At 54.2% G+C, this 15,592-nt stretch carries 16 protein-coding genes; 9 read left to right on the top strand and 7 right to left on the bottom strand.

Annotation, left to right across the window (positions count from 1 at the left end):
- Positions 1–30 precede the first annotated feature (30 nt).
- Both JM656_RS11175 and JM656_RS11170 read left to right on the top strand, forming a co-directional pair.
- A complete protein-coding gene (locus tag JM656_RS11175; RefSeq protein ID WP_203357853.1) occupies positions 31–318 on the top strand; it encodes a VF530 family DNA-binding protein in 288 nt (95 codons plus the stop codon).
- Positions 319–423: 105 nt separating this feature from the next.
- Positions 424–1,740 carry a glycoside hydrolase family 10 protein gene (locus JM656_RS11170; protein WP_203361278.1) on the top strand — a complete coding sequence of 439 codons (1,317 nt, stop codon included), beginning with the start codon at positions 424–426 and terminating at the stop codon, positions 1,738–1,740.
- 70 nt (positions 1,741–1,810) lie between these two features.
- Here the strand turns inward: JM656_RS11170 and JM656_RS11165 are convergent, their stop codons facing one another.
- The 7 genes from JM656_RS11165 to hdeB form a co-directional block, all read right to left on the bottom strand.
- A complete protein-coding gene (locus tag JM656_RS11165; RefSeq protein WP_203357852.1) occupies positions 1,811–2,446 on the bottom strand; it encodes a transcriptional regulator in 636 nt (211 codons plus the stop codon).
- Positions 2,447–2,525: 79 nt separating this feature from the next.
- Complete coding sequence (locus JM656_RS11160; RefSeq protein WP_203357851.1) at positions 2,526–3,494, bottom strand: threo-3-hydroxy-L-aspartate ammonia-lyase; 969 nt, start codon at positions 3,492–3,494, stop codon at positions 2,526–2,528.
- Positions 3,495–3,513: 19 nt separating this feature from the next.
- Entirely contained in the window at positions 3,514–3,912 is a 399-nt protein-coding gene (locus tag JM656_RS11155) for a RidA family protein (protein WP_192612199.1), read from the bottom strand.
- 199 nt (positions 3,913–4,111) lie between these two features.
- Complete coding sequence (locus tag JM656_RS11150) at positions 4,112–5,380, bottom strand: type II toxin-antitoxin system HipA family toxin (RefSeq protein WP_203361277.1); 1,269 nt, start codon at positions 5,378–5,380, stop codon at positions 4,112–4,114.
- The gene (locus JM656_RS11145) at positions 5,373–5,687 is read right to left on the bottom strand and encodes a helix-turn-helix domain-containing protein (protein WP_203357850.1); all 315 of its coding nucleotides are present in this window, start codon (positions 5,685–5,687) and stop codon (positions 5,373–5,375) included. The genes JM656_RS11150 and JM656_RS11145 overlap by 8 nt, the downstream gene beginning before the upstream one ends.
- Positions 5,688–5,825: 138 nt before the next feature.
- A complete protein-coding gene (locus JM656_RS11140) occupies positions 5,826–7,772 on the bottom strand; it encodes a methyl-accepting chemotaxis protein (RefSeq protein ID WP_203357849.1) in 1,947 nt (648 codons plus the stop codon).
- Positions 7,773–7,939: 167 nt separating this feature from the next.
- Positions 7,940–8,269: an acid-activated periplasmic chaperone HdeB gene (gene hdeB, locus JM656_RS11135; RefSeq protein ID WP_203357848.1), complete on the bottom strand. Its 330-nt coding sequence runs from the start codon at positions 8,267–8,269 to the stop codon at positions 7,940–7,942.
- A gap of 404 nt (positions 8,270–8,673) precedes the next feature.
- On the opposite strand from hdeB, the gene JM656_RS11130 reads away from it, so the two are divergent.
- The 7 genes from JM656_RS11130 to JM656_RS11100 are packed head-to-tail and all read left to right on the top strand — an operon-like array spanning position 8,674 to position 15,585.
- Positions 8,674–9,540 carry a MurR/RpiR family transcriptional regulator gene (locus JM656_RS11130; protein WP_203357847.1) on the top strand — a complete coding sequence of 289 codons (867 nt, stop codon included), beginning with the start codon at positions 8,674–8,676 and terminating at the stop codon, positions 9,538–9,540.
- Positions 9,541–9,554: 14 nt separating this feature from the next.
- A complete protein-coding gene (ddpX, locus tag JM656_RS11125) occupies positions 9,555–10,136 on the top strand; it encodes a D-alanyl-D-alanine dipeptidase (RefSeq protein ID WP_203357846.1) in 582 nt (193 codons plus the stop codon).
- Between the two features lie 15 nt (positions 10,137–10,151).
- Positions 10,152–11,711 carry an ABC transporter substrate-binding protein gene (locus tag JM656_RS11120; RefSeq protein WP_203357845.1) on the top strand — a complete coding sequence of 520 codons (1,560 nt, stop codon included), beginning with the start codon at positions 10,152–10,154 and terminating at the stop codon, positions 11,709–11,711.
- 44 nt (positions 11,712–11,755) lie between these two features.
- Positions 11,756–12,778, top strand: coding sequence for an ABC transporter permease (locus JM656_RS11115; RefSeq protein WP_203357844.1), 1,023 nt, complete (start codon positions 11,756–11,758; stop codon positions 12,776–12,778).
- Positions 12,775–13,671, top strand: a complete 897-nt coding sequence (ddpC, locus tag JM656_RS11110; RefSeq protein ID WP_203357843.1) for a D,D-dipeptide ABC transporter permease — start codon at positions 12,775–12,777, stop codon at positions 13,669–13,671. The genes JM656_RS11115 and ddpC overlap by 4 nt, the downstream gene beginning before the upstream one ends.
- Positions 13,668–14,654, top strand: a complete 987-nt coding sequence (locus JM656_RS11105) for an ABC transporter ATP-binding protein (protein WP_203357842.1) — start codon at positions 13,668–13,670, stop codon at positions 14,652–14,654. The genes ddpC and JM656_RS11105 overlap by 4 nt, the downstream gene beginning before the upstream one ends.
- Positions 14,647–15,585, top strand: coding sequence for an ABC transporter ATP-binding protein (locus JM656_RS11100; protein ID WP_203357841.1), 939 nt, complete (start codon positions 14,647–14,649; stop codon positions 15,583–15,585). The genes JM656_RS11105 and JM656_RS11100 overlap by 8 nt, the downstream gene beginning before the upstream one ends.
- The last annotated feature ends 7 nt before the right edge of the window (positions 15,586–15,592 follow it).

Below are 15,592 nucleotides of genomic sequence, written 5' to 3'. Positions count from 1 at the left end.
CACCCCAAATTTGAATTGACGGGACCTCCTGTGACTGCTCACTTTTCTAAAGATCCTTTGCATGGCGTGACGCTTGAAATGCAAGTTAATGCACTTGTTGCGCGTTATGGCTGGGTTAAGTTGGCTCAACTGATCAACATCAACTGCTTTAAGAATGACCCAAGTGTCAAATCGAGTTTGAAATTTTTGCGACGTACGCCGTGGGCCCGCGCGGAAGTTGAAGCGCTATACCTTGATTCTCTCAATGATGCGGAGCCTGAAGCAAAAGATGAACCTGCTTTTAATCCGTGGACCGAGGGGCGCAGTAAGAAGGATTAATCCCCTACTCTGCCAGTCAGCCTGTATGCCGCACGCTTCGTATTGACTTACGTTTGAATAATACGAGAATGACCTTCTCACGTGATCATCGGAAAACTGGCATACATGGATATCTGCTCTCGTCGCCTCCAGCGCATGGCTAAAAAGTCATTCTCACTTATCGCAATGGCTCTTTTACTTTCCAGTTGTTCCTCAGAACCTCCGGTTTCGCTTGTCACGCCGTCAACGCCAGTCACACCGGGTAAACCTCAACAGCGCCAGGAACCGATGCGCGGTATCTGGTTGGCAACGGTTTCTCGCCTTGACTGGCCGCCGGTGTCATCTGTCAATGTGAGTGATACCGCCAGTCGAGTCCGTCAGCAGCAAAATGCGTTGACCAACAAGCTGGATCAACTGAAAAGCATTGGTATCAATACCGTATTTTTCCAGGTCAAACCAGACGGTACGGCGCTCTGGCCCTCGGAGATTTTACCCTGGTCAGATCTCATGACCGGCACCATCGGTGAAAATCCGGGTTATGACCCGCTGCAATTTATGCTTGATGAAGCGCATAAACGCGGCATGAAAGTGCATGCCTGGTTTAATCCGTATCGCGTCTCCACCAACACGAAACCGTCGACCGTCGCAGAACTGAACAGCACGGTGTCTCAACATCCTTCAAGCGTTTTTGTGTTGCATCGCGACTGGATCCGAACCGCGGGCGATCGTTTTGTCCTCGACCCGGGTATCCCGGAGGCACGCGACTGGATAACCAGCATCGTTGCCGAAGTCGTCTCACGTTATCCGGTTGATGGCGTGCAGTTTGATGACTACTTCTATACAGAGTCTCCAGGTTCCACGCTCAATGACAACGAAACCTTCCGAAAATACGGCGGCGCGTTCGCATCGAAAGCAGACTGGCGTCGGCACAATACGCAACAGCTGATAGAACAAGTCTCGCACACCATTAATAAGCTTAAACCTGACGTCGAATTTGGTGTGAGTCCAGCCGGTGTATGGCGTAATCGCTCACACGATCCCGCCGGTTCCGATACGCGAGGCGCAGCTGCCTACGATGAATCCTTTGCCGACACGCGTCGCTGGGTTCAGCAAGGATTACTCGATTACATCGCCCCGCAAATTTACTGGCCCTTTTCGCGCAGCGCGGCCCGTTATGATGTGCTGGCAAAATGGTGGGCCGATGTCGTGAAGCCGACCAACACGCGGCTCTATATCGGTATTGCCCTGTACAAAGTGGGCGAACCCTCCAAAAATGAACCGGACTGGATGGCCAATGGCGGCGTGCCGGAGCTTAAAAAGCAGCTTGATTTGAATGAATCAGTGCCACAAATTAGCGGCACGATCCTGTTCAGAGAAGACTATCTCAACCAGCCGCAAACGCAGCAAGCGGTTAACTATCTGAGAAGTCGCTGGGGCAGTTAACTAGCCTTCCCTCCCCTGTTATTAACACTAGGCAACGTGCAACCAGTAGATTGCACGTTGTCGGGTTGAGCTATATCTCATTTTCCTGACGGGCATAGAGATACGCCGTTGCTCTGGAAACACCGAGATGCTGAGCGATGGTCTCCATCGATTTTTTCACCTCCAAAAGACCGTCTTTACGTAATTCCTGAATAACGGCTTTGCGGTCGGCAACATTGAGCGCGCGTGCCGTGGTCGCACGTTTGGCGGCGTAACTGTCGATGCGCTGACGGATCGCCTCAGATCCTGTCGGTTCTATATGTTCCTGTACGGCGGTATTTTCGATCTCGGTGAAGCGCGCTAACGCACTTTGCATAGCTCTGAACAGCGTCATGTCCACATTCAGACACAGGGCCGCGACGTACTTGCCATCATTATCTTTAATGCCAATAGAGGTGCTTTTCACCGGGCGGCCATCAGCAAATTGATTGCCGTAGTTCGCCACAATGTTGGGGAAATCCGGCGAGGCAATACGTGCAAGCCCCAATTCGGTTGCGGGCTGCCCTGCTTCCCTGCCGGATAAGTTGTTATGGATCGCGAGAATCGCATGTTCGGGATTTTTAAGGTCGTGCACAACAACTTCGCAGAATGGCGAAAAGGTTTCACTGAGCCCTTTCGCAATGATATCAAGTTGACCTAACAGTGAATTTTCCTCGGGTTTAGACATTTTCTCTCCTGCGAACGACGCAATATTCCCGGTGCAGTCTAAAGAAAAAGGATATCTGCTGCCAGATATCCCCACGTATTTAGCCCGCCAGAAACTCGCTATAACGGCTGATATCGACGTTACCACCGCTGATAATGACCCCCACCCGTTTTCCGCGTAACCGTTCTTTATTGGCCCGCGCCGCGGCAAACCCTAAGCAGCCGGTCGGCTCAACCACCATTTTCATCCGCTCGGCGAAAAAGATCATTGAGTCAATAAGTTCCTGATCGGAAACCGTAAGAATATCATCGACGTGTTTCTGAATGAGTGGAAACGTATACTGCCCAAGATGCTGGGTTTGCGCGCCGTCGGCAATGGTTTTAGGGGTATCAATGTGGACGATGTTGCCACTGCGAAATGATTGCTGTCCATCATTGCCTGCTTCTGGCTCGACGCCATAAATTCTGCACTCTGGCGACAAATGTCGCGCGGCCAGCGCCGAACCGGAAAGCAATCCGCCGCCGCCCAGACACACATACAGCACATCGAGCGGGCCGACCTCTTCGATCAACTCTTTGGCGGCAGTACCCTGCCCAGCAATCACATGCGGGTGATCGTAGGGCGGGATGAGCGTCAGTCCGTGTTTTGTCGCCAGATCACGGCCAATCTGCTCGCGGTCTTCGGTATAGCGATTGTAGACAACCACATTACCGCCGTACCCTTTCGTCGCCGCCACTTTTGCCGCAGGCGCATCGTGCGGCATGACAATTGTCGCCGGGATGTTCAATAACTTTGCCGCCAGCGCAATGGCCTGGGCGTGATTGCCGGAAGAAAACGTCACGACGCCAGCCGCGCGCTGTTGTGGCGTAAACTGGCTGAGGGCGTTCATCGCACCACGAAACTTAAATGCGCCCATACGCTGGTAGTTTTCACACTTGAAAAATACCTCCGCCGAAAACGCGTCATTCACCGTACGGGAGGTCAGCACCGGTGTGCGATTGGCATAGCCTTCGATGCGCTGTGCCGCAGCAACCACATCGTTGTACTCAGGGAATTGCAGTGAAGTCATGTTGTTAACTCCGAATAGTTCAGGAAGACGAACGAGCAAGGGCAACGGCTTCAACTTCTACGGCAAATCCATAATGAAGCGCATCAACGCCAGCCACCACGCGAGCAGGTTTAAACTCCCCCAGCCATTGTGCGTAAATCTGATTAAACAAGGGCCATTGCGAGACATCGGTGACATAGATTCTAACCGACACCAGTGAAGCGCGGTCTGTTCCTGCCGCTGCAAGGCAGGCATCGAGGTTTGCCAGCACCTGATGCACCTGCTCTTCGAACGAGGCGGCGGGATTGATCTCACCTGCTGCGGTAACGGGTAATTGACCCGAGACAAACACAAAACCCCCGGCGGTACAGGTGTGCGAGTAGTGGCCTGCAGGGCTCACGCCGGACGTCATGTTTCTGAGGATAATGTCGGAAGACATACGTACTCTCCGTATAGATTATAATACAAAATGTCTAATTTAATACTTTATGTATATATAACGCGATTCTTCCTGCTCGCCAACCCTTTTCTCTGCCCCGGGATCACATTTTGAGCAACCGTAAATACCAATAAAAAAGCCGCGCTGAAGGTGTTCAACACGGCTTTTTAGGCATCGGCTAACCTGTGGTTTTCTCAGGTCATACGTTCAGACGACGGATATTTTCAACGATCCGCTTTTGTATGGTTGTAAGCGTTGCCTGGGTAATGTGTCCGGGATACAGGTCGTTCGCTATCTCACGGAATCTGGCGGCGACCGCACAAATCTTCGCGATGATTTCGGCCACCTTCTGCGGCATTAACTCCGCTTCCTGTTCGCCCAGCGTCTGCAGATGTTTTCTCTCGATATCTAATGCCTCGCCCATGACATCCATCTGGTGATAGCCGCCAGGCCCTTCACACCAGGTAACATCATATGCGGGAGCCAGCGTCCAGTTACCCTCTGCGGACATCAGCCAGGCAAAGTTCTTCGGATGATCGTCCCGATTATTAAACACCACGTTGAAGACCACACGCTCAAAGGCGACGGCTTTTTCTCTGACATCGTTGGTGCATATTTGGGTGGCGCGTAAAAAACTGCGATAGTCCAGTGCCCCCGGAACCTGATAATTCGCCCCGGTAAAAGAGGCCAGACTTTGCATCGGAACACGGCGATCGTTGTTGCGGTCAAAGCGACGCGTGGCAAAGGCGGCCTGTTGATCATCCAGCGCGAAGTAAGCGGTGTCCGGGGTGGCAATACCGCACCGACGCAGGCATTCAGAGTAGACCGCTTCAATGGCGCAGACTTCCGCGTGCTCATTTTGTGCCGGAAACTTAATTAACCAACTTTCGTATCCGGGTTGCGGTGACGTGGTGAATTTTTTAGTGACAGTGTCACGATAAAGCAACGCTTTGGGTCTTGCACCCTGCGGTGAGCCTCCCATCTGCAGTAACTTTTGCAGGAACTCACCGCCCTCGCCGCTCAACACCTCCTGCACTTCAGAGGCTAACTGAATAAGGGGGATCTCCTGTGCGCTAACGGTTTGTGCGTCCGGCTGAACCGGCTGGAATGTCATGGCGCCCATCGCATTGCTGCCGATCCAGGTCAATCGCTCCAGAGGGCCAATACGCGCGGCATTGAGTCCCCGTCGTTTAAACAATCGATCCATGAGCAGCATTCCCCAACCATCGGGCAATGAATCATAAATGGGGCCAGGCAGACCAAGTTGATGGGCGGGAAAACCTTGTCGTAAGCGAGGACCATTGAGAGGTAGGGTCAGCCGGGAGAGTTCGAAGCCTTTGCGTATGGCTTCATCGCTGTATTCGAAGGCAATCAGCGGGCGTCCCGTCATGGCGGTGGACGACATCAGTCGGCCCCAACGCCAGCGTTCCCCCCATCCTTCGTAAAAGACATCAATGTGTTCAGGCATCGTCATTTTTCCTTCTCACGCGCTGACGTGCTGAACTCTCCTCGTAGCGCACCATGTCATCGAGGCTCTCAATTTTCGGTTTGAACAGATTTTCCAGTTCATCCCCCAACCCCAGAACAACTGCCACCCTGACCAGCCCCTCAAAGCCCACATTTCGTCCGGCCTCGAGATTCGACACCGTATTCACGCCAATCCCCGCGCGTGCGGCGACATCCGCCTGCGTCATCTGTTTTGACAGGCGTTCTTTGCGTAATCGTTCGCAGAGAAGTTTGACGATCTCAACGGGTGTTCTGAGCATTAAATCCATAATAGGGTGGCTTATCTCGCTTAATTGCACTTTATCCACAATATTATAGAGTTAATTATGAGTATGCGCAAACCAGCACAACACCCAAAATAAAAGAATTAAGTGCATTAATGCAGTTTAATGCACTTAATATTGGAGTTAACTGGCCGTGACAGGTTCCGGCAGTCTGAACGAAGAAACCAGCAGTGCCAGCTGCTCCGCCTCTTCCTTCAGCACCTGGGTACGTGTCGCGGCATCGTCGATAAGCGAGGCGTTCTGCTGAACGGTACTGTCCATTTCGGTGACGGCCAGCGTCACTTCAGAAACCCCTTTACGCTGTTCGTCCCCCGCAACACGGATCTCCCCCATCAACTGTCTTACCTGCCGTACATTGCTGACCAATTCTTCCAGTCGGTCACCCGCATGATGAATTTGCTGACTTCCGGTATTTACATGCGAGACCGATCCATCAATTAAGGTTTTGATCTCTTGCGCGGCAGTAGCGCTACGCTGCGCCAGCGTACGCACTTCGGAGGCGACAACCGCAAATCCCCGCCCGGCATCACCGGCCCGTGCCGCCTCAACCGCCGCATTGAGCGCCAGGATATTCGTCTGGAATGCAATGCTGTCGATCACTGCCACAATCTCGACCATCCGCCCGGATGACGCACTGACGTTATCCATGGTCGAAATCACCCCCTGCATCACATCGCCGCAGCGGTTCGCGGTTTGCGCGGTGCTTTCGGACAGCTCATCTGCTAGCTGTGTGTTGCCTGAATTTTGATGCACGGTCGCATTTAACTGTTCCATGGCCGCCGCACTCTCCTCCAGGGCCGCCGCTTGCTGGGTCACGCGCGTGGATAACTCCGTATTGCTGTCTGCCAGACTGACGGCGTTGCTGGCAACCACGACGCTACTGCTGCGTACGTTGATCAAAATGGCGGCTATTTTGTCGACGAAAAGGTTAAATGCCTGGGCGATATCAGAAATTTCATCTTTCCCACGCACATCCAGACGTCGGGTGAGATCGCCTTCTCCCTGAGCAATATCATCCAGTGCGCGGCGTGTATCATCCAGCCGGGAGATAAGCCTGCGTACCACCAGCCATGCACCCACCAGCAACAGCGTCATAATCGGGATCAGGACTTCAAGAACATCCTGCATCATCACTTTCGCCAGGCCGACAATACGCTCTTGCGGTGTGACCAGCCCGACCACCCAACCGGTGTCCGCCATCGGGAACAGCATGACCCGTGAAGGCGCGTTAAGGATGTTGTCATGTTCGAGCGCTATAGATGTCATCTGTGCGCTGCCGCGTAGTGACTTCAGGCTCTCTGCCACCGGCGTCAGCCAGTCAGAGGTACTGAGCAGATCGCTGAACGTCTTGTATTTTGCCGGGTCAGCCTGCGGGAAATAGAGAATTTGCCCCTGCTTATCCACCACAAAGGCGTAGCCGCCGGTGCTGTTACCCTGCTGGCGCATAAACGTCGCGACATTATCCAGACGGATATCGGTGGTGGCGACGCCGGCAAACGCGCCTGAATGACGATACGGAATGCTACAGGTCACCATATTGACGCCGGAGATCGCATCACGATAAACATCAGACCACACACAGGTATCCTGCGAACGCCCTTTCGCCTGCTGATACCAGGTTTCGCTGTGGTAACCGTTGCCGCCAGGCACGTTGTAGTCATCAGAAAATATCAGCTTTCCTTCGGCGTTACGCGACCAGAAAAAACTGCGACGTTCTACACCTTGCGTAAAGGCATCCGGTTCAGGCCAGATCCCGCCGCCAGTAATCATTGCATTATTCTGCTCGCCAATCAGATGGGGAACCACACTGCGATAAAGCGCCTCATCATTGGGAAGCACTTCGGCCATCCGCGCAAGGGTGACGGTTTCCCCTTCAATACGTGATAACACGGTACTGAGATGCCGGGTCAGACCTTGTCCCGTCTCCTCAATAAGGGCGGAATTGATCTCGATAACCCGTGGCTGACCGCGCCACAGCATAATCGCCACGATGACCAGCGTGGTGACGACCAACAGCAAAATGCCGCCGAGGGTTAAACGGGTAGAAATACGTGAGGGATACAAGGCCATACAAACTCCTTATGTAAAAGGCGAACGTTTAACCAGTATCGGCACGCAAATTTATATCTTTATGGCGGTTGGGTGATAAAGCATGGTGATCGCTTAATGACTTCAACGTGACAATGTCACAAATAACAAAACCCAGCACTTTGGCTGGGTTTTAATAACGCTAAAATTTATTTAGATAATTCTTTTTTGATTTCGTCTTTAATTTTGCTTAATTCACTTTGAGGATGTTTTTTGCAAATTTCAACGGTTAACGGAACCGCCGTGGTCACGGTTTCGTCGAAGCTAACAAAGTCACCGCCTTTGAAATCTTCATCTTCATTAAGCACCCAGAAAGCCACCGGCGCCATGGTTTGCGGATTCAGATCAACGAACTCCTGGCAGCTCATATCTTTGGGTGTGACTTCAGTTTTTGCGTTATCCGTTGCTGCACTTACGCTTACACTGGTCAACAGCGCTGCCACCAAAATACCTGCTGTAGAAAGGGAGAACTTATTCATTTTTGTGACTCCATAAACACAATAATTAATATCTACACACGCGCTTTAAACCGTTAATGTAGGACGAAAGAAATAATACCCCAGACGTTTCAGGAATAAAGTCAGTAGTAGTTGTTATGGCTATTATTGATATTTCCGGCGACTGATTTTTATGTATCGGACATTAAAACACCCTGCGCTTTGTGATCGTGTCTACGAATTCAACATATTCCGCCCCCGACTCTACAGCCGTTGCACCAAAAGTGAACTACGCTGCACAAATGTTGATCGTTAGTTAATTAAAAATTACCAAAATTTAACAAAAAAGGCGTCGGGACGACTGTCGATGGTATGGCACGCGTCCTGCATTGTTAATCAGATAACAGCAACACGGCATCTGACAGCGACTTAACAGCGAGACGGTAATGACAGCGAAACCTGAATTATTTGCCCGCATTGAACGCACGTTCAGTCAGCAAACGCCAAGCGAAAAGCGTGTTGCAGGCTGGCTGTTGACTCACGCGGCACAGATCCCCTTTGAAACGGCAGACGGCATCGCCAAAGCAACCGGCACCAGCGGGATCACGGTGGGACGCTATTTGCGTAAACTCGGGTTTCGCAATCTGGAGGATGCCAAAGCGAGTCTGCGCGAACTCCCCTCTATCCCCTATCAGCCCTGGGGAATGAACGAGCGTCTGGGGGCGTGGCAGCAACAACAGCGGTTGCCGGACCGCGCGCAGCAGTCGTTGTCGCTGGAAATTGACGCCATTAGCCACGTCTATCAACTGGCGCAAAGTGAAACGTTTTTACGGATTGCACAGCAACTGGCGCACGCAGAAGCCGTCTACATTCTGGGGATCCAGTCGACTCGCGGAATTGCTAACGCATTTTTTAGCCATCTGGAATATCTGCGTCCTAAGGTGAGTTACTCCGAAGGGTTGTCAGGGAGCTGGGTGGAATCGCTGAATTCAGGGTTTACGCAGCCCTATGTGGTGATCACCGACACCCGCGCTTACTCCGCCACCGCACGACATTACTGTCGCGTGGCCAGTGAACGGCACATTCCACTGGCGCTGGTCACCGATGTCTGGTGTCCGTGGGCAAGAGACTATTCCATTGATTTATTACAGGTAAAAACCGATACCGGGCATTTCTGGGATTCCCTGGCGCCCGTCAGCTGTCTGTTCAACTTATTACTCTCCAGCGTGGTTGAGCAGTTGGGCGATACCCTCGCCGAGCGCTTACACACTAACCGTCAATTACAACAAGAATTTGGTCAATTCGAACAATAAACAGGAACTGTGCTATGTCAGAAAACCCCGTACTGCGCGATGTAGCGGCGATCTTCCCGTCACTGCATATCGATCTCAAATACGCCACGGCCGATAACCTCACCGGCGCGCCCATTTATCGGGAAGCGCGTTGCCTGTTACACAAAGACGCCGTTGCTGCGTTGGCAAAAAGCATCAGCATTGCGCAACTGGCGGGCTTGTCTCTGGTGGTGTACGACGCTTACCGCCCGCAGCAGGCGCAATCCATCCTGTGGGATGTCTGCCCTGACCCGCAGTATGTGGTCGATGTGGCGATTGGATCGAATCACAGCCGCGGCACCGCTATCGATGTCACGCTGATGGACGCAAACGGTCAGGTGCTTGATATGGGCGCGGGTTTTGACGAAATGCACGACCGTTCTCACGCGTATCACCCGTCGGTGCCGCCGCAGGCACAGCGAAATCGCCTGCTGCTGAACGCGATTATGTTCGGTGGCGGTTTTGTCGGGATCAGCAGCGAATGGTGGCATTTCGAGTTACCCGCCGCCGCAAAATACCCCTTACTCGACGACTGCATTGCCTGTTTTTCACCCACGACAACACAACACACACTTTAATTCTGGAGCAAGGTCATGAAGACAACAATCACATTAGCCTCGCTGTTTCGCCCTGCGTTGATCGCCGCAGCTCTGGCAATGGCGTTGCCAGGTTATGCCGCCGTCCCCAAAGATATGCTGGTGATCGGCAAAGCGGCCGATCCGCAAACCCTCGACCCGGCGGTCACTATCGACAACAACGACTGGACGGTGACCTATCCCTCTTATCAGCGCCTGGTGCAGTACAAAACGGAGGGCGGTAAAGGTTCTACGGAGGTGGAAGGCGATCTGGCGAGCGGCTGGAAAGCCTCTGACGATCAAAAAGAGTGGACCTTCACGCTCAATCAAGAGGCCAAATTTGCGGATGGCACACCGGTGACCGCCGAGGCGGTGAAGCTCTCTTTTGAGCGTCTGTTGAAGATTGGTCAGGGGCCAGCGGAAGCCTTCCCGAAAGATTTGAAAGTGGAAGCGCTTGACGATCATACGGTCAAATTTACGCTGACTCAGCCGTTTGCGCCGTTCCTGTATACGCTGGCTAACGATGGCGCCTCTATCATCAACCCGGCGGTGTTGAAAGAGCATGCGGCGGACGATGCGCGCGGTTTTCTGGCGCAGAACACGGCGGGTTCCGGACCCTTTATGTTGAAAAGCTGGCAGAAAGGCCAGCAATTGATCCTGGTGCCAAACCCCCATTACGCTGGCACGAAACCGGCGTTCAAGCGCGTGTCGGTGAAAATCATTGGCGAGAGTGCCTCCCGTCGCCTGCAACTGTCGCGCGGGGACATCGATATCGCGGATGCCTTACCGGTTGATCAGCTCACCGCCTTAAAACAGGAAGGCAACGTGACGGTGGCCGAGTATCCGTCATTGCGGGTGACTTATCTCTATCTCAACAACAGTAAAGCGCCGTTGAATCAGGTCGATTTACGCCGCGCTATCTCCTGGTCAACAGACTATCCGGGCATGGTGAACGGCATTCTGAGCGGCAACGGCAAGCAGATGCGTGGGCCGATTCCGGAAGGCATGTGGGGCTATGACGCCAATGCGATGCAGTACAGCACAGACGAGGCAAAAGCCAAAGCCGCGTGGGAGAACGTTGCCGCCAAACCGAAGACCCTCAGCTTCCTCTATTCGGATAACGATCCGAACTGGGAACCGATCGCCCTCGCGACACAGGCCAGTCTCAGTAAGCTGGGTATCAACGTGAAACTGGAAAAACTGGCGAATGCCACCATGCGCGACCGCGTTGGAAAAGGGGATTATGACATCGCGATTGGTAACTGGAGCCCGGATTTCGCCGACCCCTATATGTTCATGAACTACTGGTTTGAATCCGATAAGAAAGGATTACCGGGCAACCGCTCATTCTATGAAAACGCCGACGTCGACAAACTGCTGCATAGCGCGCTGGCCACCACCGACCAGACGGCAAGGACGAAGGATTACCAACAAGCGCAAACCATCGTAATTGACGAGGCCGCTTACGTTTATCTGTTCCAGAAAAACTACCAGTTAGCGATGAACAAAGAGGTCAAAGGCTTTGTATTCAACCCGATGCTGGAGCAGGTGTTCAATATTTCCACCATGAGCAAATAAGCCACGTTGATGCGGAGCCGTACAGGCTCCGCAAGGGGAAGCCAATGACGTTCTGGTCCATTTTACGTCAGCGATGCTGGGGACTCGTCCTGGTAGTCGCTGGGGTTTGCGTGATTACCTTTATTATTTCACATCTGATTCCTGGCGACCCTGCGCGCTTGCTGGCAGGCGATCGCGCCAGCGACGAGATTGTGGAGAATATTCGCCAGCAGTTAGGGCTTAACCAGCCGCTGTATATCCAGTTCTTTCGCTATGTGAGCGATCTCTTTCATGGCGATCTGGGCACCTCGATTCGTACCGGACGCCCGGTGATGGACGAACTGCGCGTCTTCTTCCCCGCCACGCTGGAACTGGCGTTTTGCTCGCTGCTGCTGGCGTTGGTTATCGGCATTCCGCTGGGCATTTTATCCGCCGTCTGGCGCAACCGTTGGCTGGATCATCTGGTGCGTCTGATGGCCATTACCGGTATTTCAACCCCGGCGTTCTGGCTGGGGCTTGGCGTGATTGTGCTGTTTTACGGTCACCTGCAAATCCTGCCTGGCGGCGGACGGCTTGATGACTGGCTGGACCCGCCGAATCACGTCACCGGTTTTTATCTGATCGATGCCCTGCTGGAAGGCAATGGCGAGGTCTTTTTCAATGCACTGCAGCACCTGATTTTACCCGCCCTGACCCTCGCTTTTGTGCATCTGGGCATTGTGGCGCGCCAAATTCGCTCCGCGATGCTGGAACAACTGAGCGAGGATTATATTCGTACGGCGCGCGCCAGCGGCCTGCCAGGCTGGTACATCGTGTTGTGTTATGCGCTGCCTAACGCGTTGATCCCGTCCATTACCGTTCTGGGACTGGCGTTGGGCGACTTGCTCTATGGCGCGGTACTCACCGAAACGGTGTTTGCCTGGCCGGGGATGGGCGCCTGGGTCGTGACCTCTATCCAGGCACTCGACTTCCCCGCCGTGATGGGCTTTGCCGTGGTGGTCTCTTTTGCTTACGTACTGGTAAATCTGCTCGTGGATTTACTTTACCTGTGGATCGATCCCCGAATTGGTCGCGGAGGTGCTGAATGATGTTAACCGAGGAAACGCAGACGCCACCGCAAACCACCCGCCGTCGCACCGACTGGGCGAAGTTGTGGTGGCTTATCAAAGGCAGTCCGCTGACGCTGATTGGCGGCGTCATTATCGTTCTGATGCTGCTGTTGATGGTGCTTTCGCCGTGGGTCGCGCCCTATAACCCGAACGCCATCGATTTAACCGCCCGCCTGCTGGCGCCTTCTGCCAGCCACTGGTTTGGCACCGATGAAGTCGGACGCGATCTGTTCAGCCGCGTTCTGGTGGGCAGCCAGCAGTCTATCGTTGCCGGTCTGGTGGTGGTCGGTATTGCGGGCGGCATTGGTTCGCTGCTCGGCTGTTTATCGGGCGTGATGGGAGGGCGTGCCGATGCCGTCATCATGCGCATGATGGACATTATGTTGTCGATTCCCTCGCTGGTGCTCACCATGGCGCTGGCGGCCGCCCTCGGCCCCAGTCTGTTTAACGCCATGATGGCGATCGCCATCGTCCGTATCCCGTTTTATGTGCGCCTCGCGCGCGGACAAACGCTGGTGGTCCGTCAGTACGCTTATGTGCAGGCTGCACGAACCTATGGCGCATCACGCTGGCATCTGATCAGCTGGCATATTTTGCGCAATTCGCTGCCGCCGCTGATTGTTCAGGCTTCGCTGGATATCGGCAGCGCGATCCTGATGGCCGCGACGCTGGGCTTTATTGGCCTCGGCGCACAACAGCCGAGTGCAGAATGGGGAGCGATGGTGGCGATTGGCCGTAATTATGTTCTCGACCAGTGGTGGTATTGCGCCTTCCCGGGCGCGGCGATCCTCATCACTGCCGTGGGATTTAATCTGTTTGGCGACGGTATTCGCGATCTGCTGGACCCCAAAGCCGGAGGAAAACAGTCATGACGCAACCCGTACTGGAAATTGAAGATCTGCATTTGAGTTTTCCGGGCTATAAAAGCGAGGTTCATGCCCTGAACCGAGTGTCGCTGCATATTCAGCGTGGCGAAATTGTTGGCGTGGTTGGCGAGTCGGGCTCCGGTAAATCGGTGACCGCGATGCTGGCGATGCGTTTGCTGCCGGAAGGCAGTTATCGCATTCATCAGGGACGCGTCTCATTACTGGGTGAAGATGTCCTGAACGCCAGTGAAAAACAGATGCGCCAGTGGCGTGGCGCGCGGGTGGCGATGATATTCCAGGAGCCGATGACCGCACTGAATCCGACCCGACGCATTGGGCAACAGATGGTGGAAGTGATCCGCCACCACCAGCCAATGCGCCGTTACGATGCGCGGCAGAAAGCCATCGCCCTGCTGGAAGAGATGCAAATTCCGGACGCCGCTCAGGTGATGTCGCGATTTCCGTTTGAGCTTTCCGGCGGTATGCGCCAGCGTGTGATGATAGCACTGGCCTTCTCCTGCGAGCCGGAACTGATCATTGCCGATGAACCCACCACCGCGCTGGATGTGACGGTTCAACTTCAGGTGTTGCGCTTACTCAAACATAAAGCGCGCGCCAGCGGCACTGCCGTGCTGTTTATCAGCCATGATATGGCGGTGGTATCGCAACTGTGCGACAGGCTGTATGTCATGTATGCCGGCAGCGTTATCGAAAGCGGTCCGACGGAAAACGTGATTCGCCATCCCACGCATCCTTACTCTATCGGTTTGTTGAAATGCGCCCCGGAACACGGCCAGCCTCGCCAGGCGCTGCCCGCGATCCCCGGAACGGTACCGAATCTCACCCATTTACCCACCGGATGCGCCTTCCGCGAGCGCTGTTTCGCCGCCGGACAGCAGTGTGATGTTATCCCGCCGATGCGCCGCACAGGCGACACGACGCAGCAATCTGCCTGCTGGTATCCGCAACTGGAGACAACGCATGTCTGATATTTTACTGGCGTTACAGGATGTGCACGTCAATTTCCCGGCCCGCAGCAACTGGCTGGGGCGCGTCACCGAACGGGTTCACGCCCTGAACGGACTGGATTTGCAGATCCGCGAAGGCGAAACCCTCGGCATTGTCGGAGAGTCAGGCTGCGGCAAAAGCACGCTGGCGCAGCTGTTGATGGGGATGCTGAAACCCAGTCAGGGGCAATGCTCCCGGGGGCGTGGATCAAACAAGGGGATGCAGATGGTGTTTCAGGACCCGCTCTCCTCGCTCGACCCCCGATTGCCGATCTGGCGGATCATTACCGAACCGGTCTGGATCCAAAAACACAACAGCGAGCGGGAACGCCGTGCGCTGGCAGAAGAGCTGGCGCTGTTGGTGGGCATTCGTCCGGAGTATCTCGACCGTCTTCCCCATGCGTTTTCCGGTGGGCAACGCCAGCGTATCGCTATCGCGCGGGCGCTCTCCTCTGAGCCAGATGTGATTGTGCTGGATGAACCCACGTCGGCGCTGGATATCTCCGTACAGGCGCAAATCCTCAATCTGCTGGTTTCTCTCCAGGCCCGCAGAAACCTGACTTATGTGTTGATCTCACATAACGTTTCGGTGGTCAGGCACATGAGCGATCGCGTCGCGGTGATGTATCTCGGGCAAATTGTTGAACTGGGTGATGCACGACAGGTGTTAACTTCGCCCGCGCATCCCTATACACGATTGTTACTTGATTCAGTACCGAAAACAGGCGCACCGCTGGCGGAAGATCTCGTGTTGCGCAAAACCGAACTTCCCGGCAATCGCACCCTGCCGCAGGGCTGTTTTTTTCGCGACCGTTGCCCGTTAGCGACGCAGGGATGCGAGAAAAAGCAGGCGCTACTCCCGCAAGAGTCGGGCCGCGATGTGCGGTGTTGGCGGGCGCTTGAGGATCGTTGATGCCCGC

It is taken from the genome of Citrobacter sp. R56 (assembly GCF_016811995.1).
Taxonomy (GTDB): domain Bacteria; phylum Pseudomonadota; class Gammaproteobacteria; order Enterobacterales; family Enterobacteriaceae; genus Citrobacter_D; species Citrobacter_D enshiensis.
This window is presented reverse-complemented; position numbering and strand designations above follow the sequence as displayed.

Excerpts from the sequence above, each read along its gene's own strand:
- JM656_RS11170 (WP_203361278.1), top strand. The coding sequence starts at position 424 with ATGGATATCTGCTCTCGTCGCCTCCAGCGCATGGCTAAAAAGTCATTC.
- JM656_RS11165 (WP_203357852.1), bottom strand. The coding sequence starts at position 2,446 with ATGTCTAAACCCGAGGAAAATTCACTGTTAGGTCAACTTGATATCATT.
- JM656_RS11160 (WP_203357851.1), bottom strand. The coding sequence starts at position 3,494 with ATGACTTCACTGCAATTCCCTGAGTACAACGATGTGGTTGCTGCGGCA.
- JM656_RS11155 (WP_192612199.1), bottom strand. The coding sequence starts at position 3,912 with ATGTCTTCCGACATTATCCTCAGAAACATGACGTCCGGCGTGAGCCCT.
- JM656_RS11150 (WP_203361277.1), bottom strand. The coding sequence starts at position 5,380 with ATGCCTGAACACATTGATGTCTTTTACGAAGGATGGGGGGAACGCTGG.
- JM656_RS11145 (WP_203357850.1), bottom strand. The coding sequence starts at position 5,687 with ATGGATTTAATGCTCAGAACACCCGTTGAGATCGTCAAACTTCTCTGC.
- JM656_RS11140 (WP_203357849.1), bottom strand. The coding sequence starts at position 7,772 with ATGGCCTTGTATCCCTCACGTATTTCTACCCGTTTAACCCTCGGCGGC.
- hdeB (WP_203357848.1), bottom strand. The coding sequence starts at position 8,269 with ATGAATAAGTTCTCCCTTTCTACAGCAGGTATTTTGGTGGCAGCGCTG.
- JM656_RS11130 (WP_203357847.1), top strand. The coding sequence starts at position 8,674 with ATGACAGCGAAACCTGAATTATTTGCCCGCATTGAACGCACGTTCAGT.
- ddpX (WP_203357846.1), top strand. The coding sequence starts at position 9,555 with ATGTCAGAAAACCCCGTACTGCGCGATGTAGCGGCGATCTTCCCGTCA.
- JM656_RS11120 (WP_203357845.1), top strand. The coding sequence starts at position 10,152 with ATGAAGACAACAATCACATTAGCCTCGCTGTTTCGCCCTGCGTTGATC.
- JM656_RS11115 (WP_203357844.1), top strand. The coding sequence starts at position 11,756 with ATGACGTTCTGGTCCATTTTACGTCAGCGATGCTGGGGACTCGTCCTG.
- ddpC (WP_203357843.1), top strand. The coding sequence starts at position 12,775 with ATGATGTTAACCGAGGAAACGCAGACGCCACCGCAAACCACCCGCCGT.
- JM656_RS11105 (WP_203357842.1), top strand. The coding sequence starts at position 13,668 with ATGACGCAACCCGTACTGGAAATTGAAGATCTGCATTTGAGTTTTCCG.
- JM656_RS11100 (WP_203357841.1), top strand. The coding sequence starts at position 14,647 with ATGTCTGATATTTTACTGGCGTTACAGGATGTGCACGTCAATTTCCCG.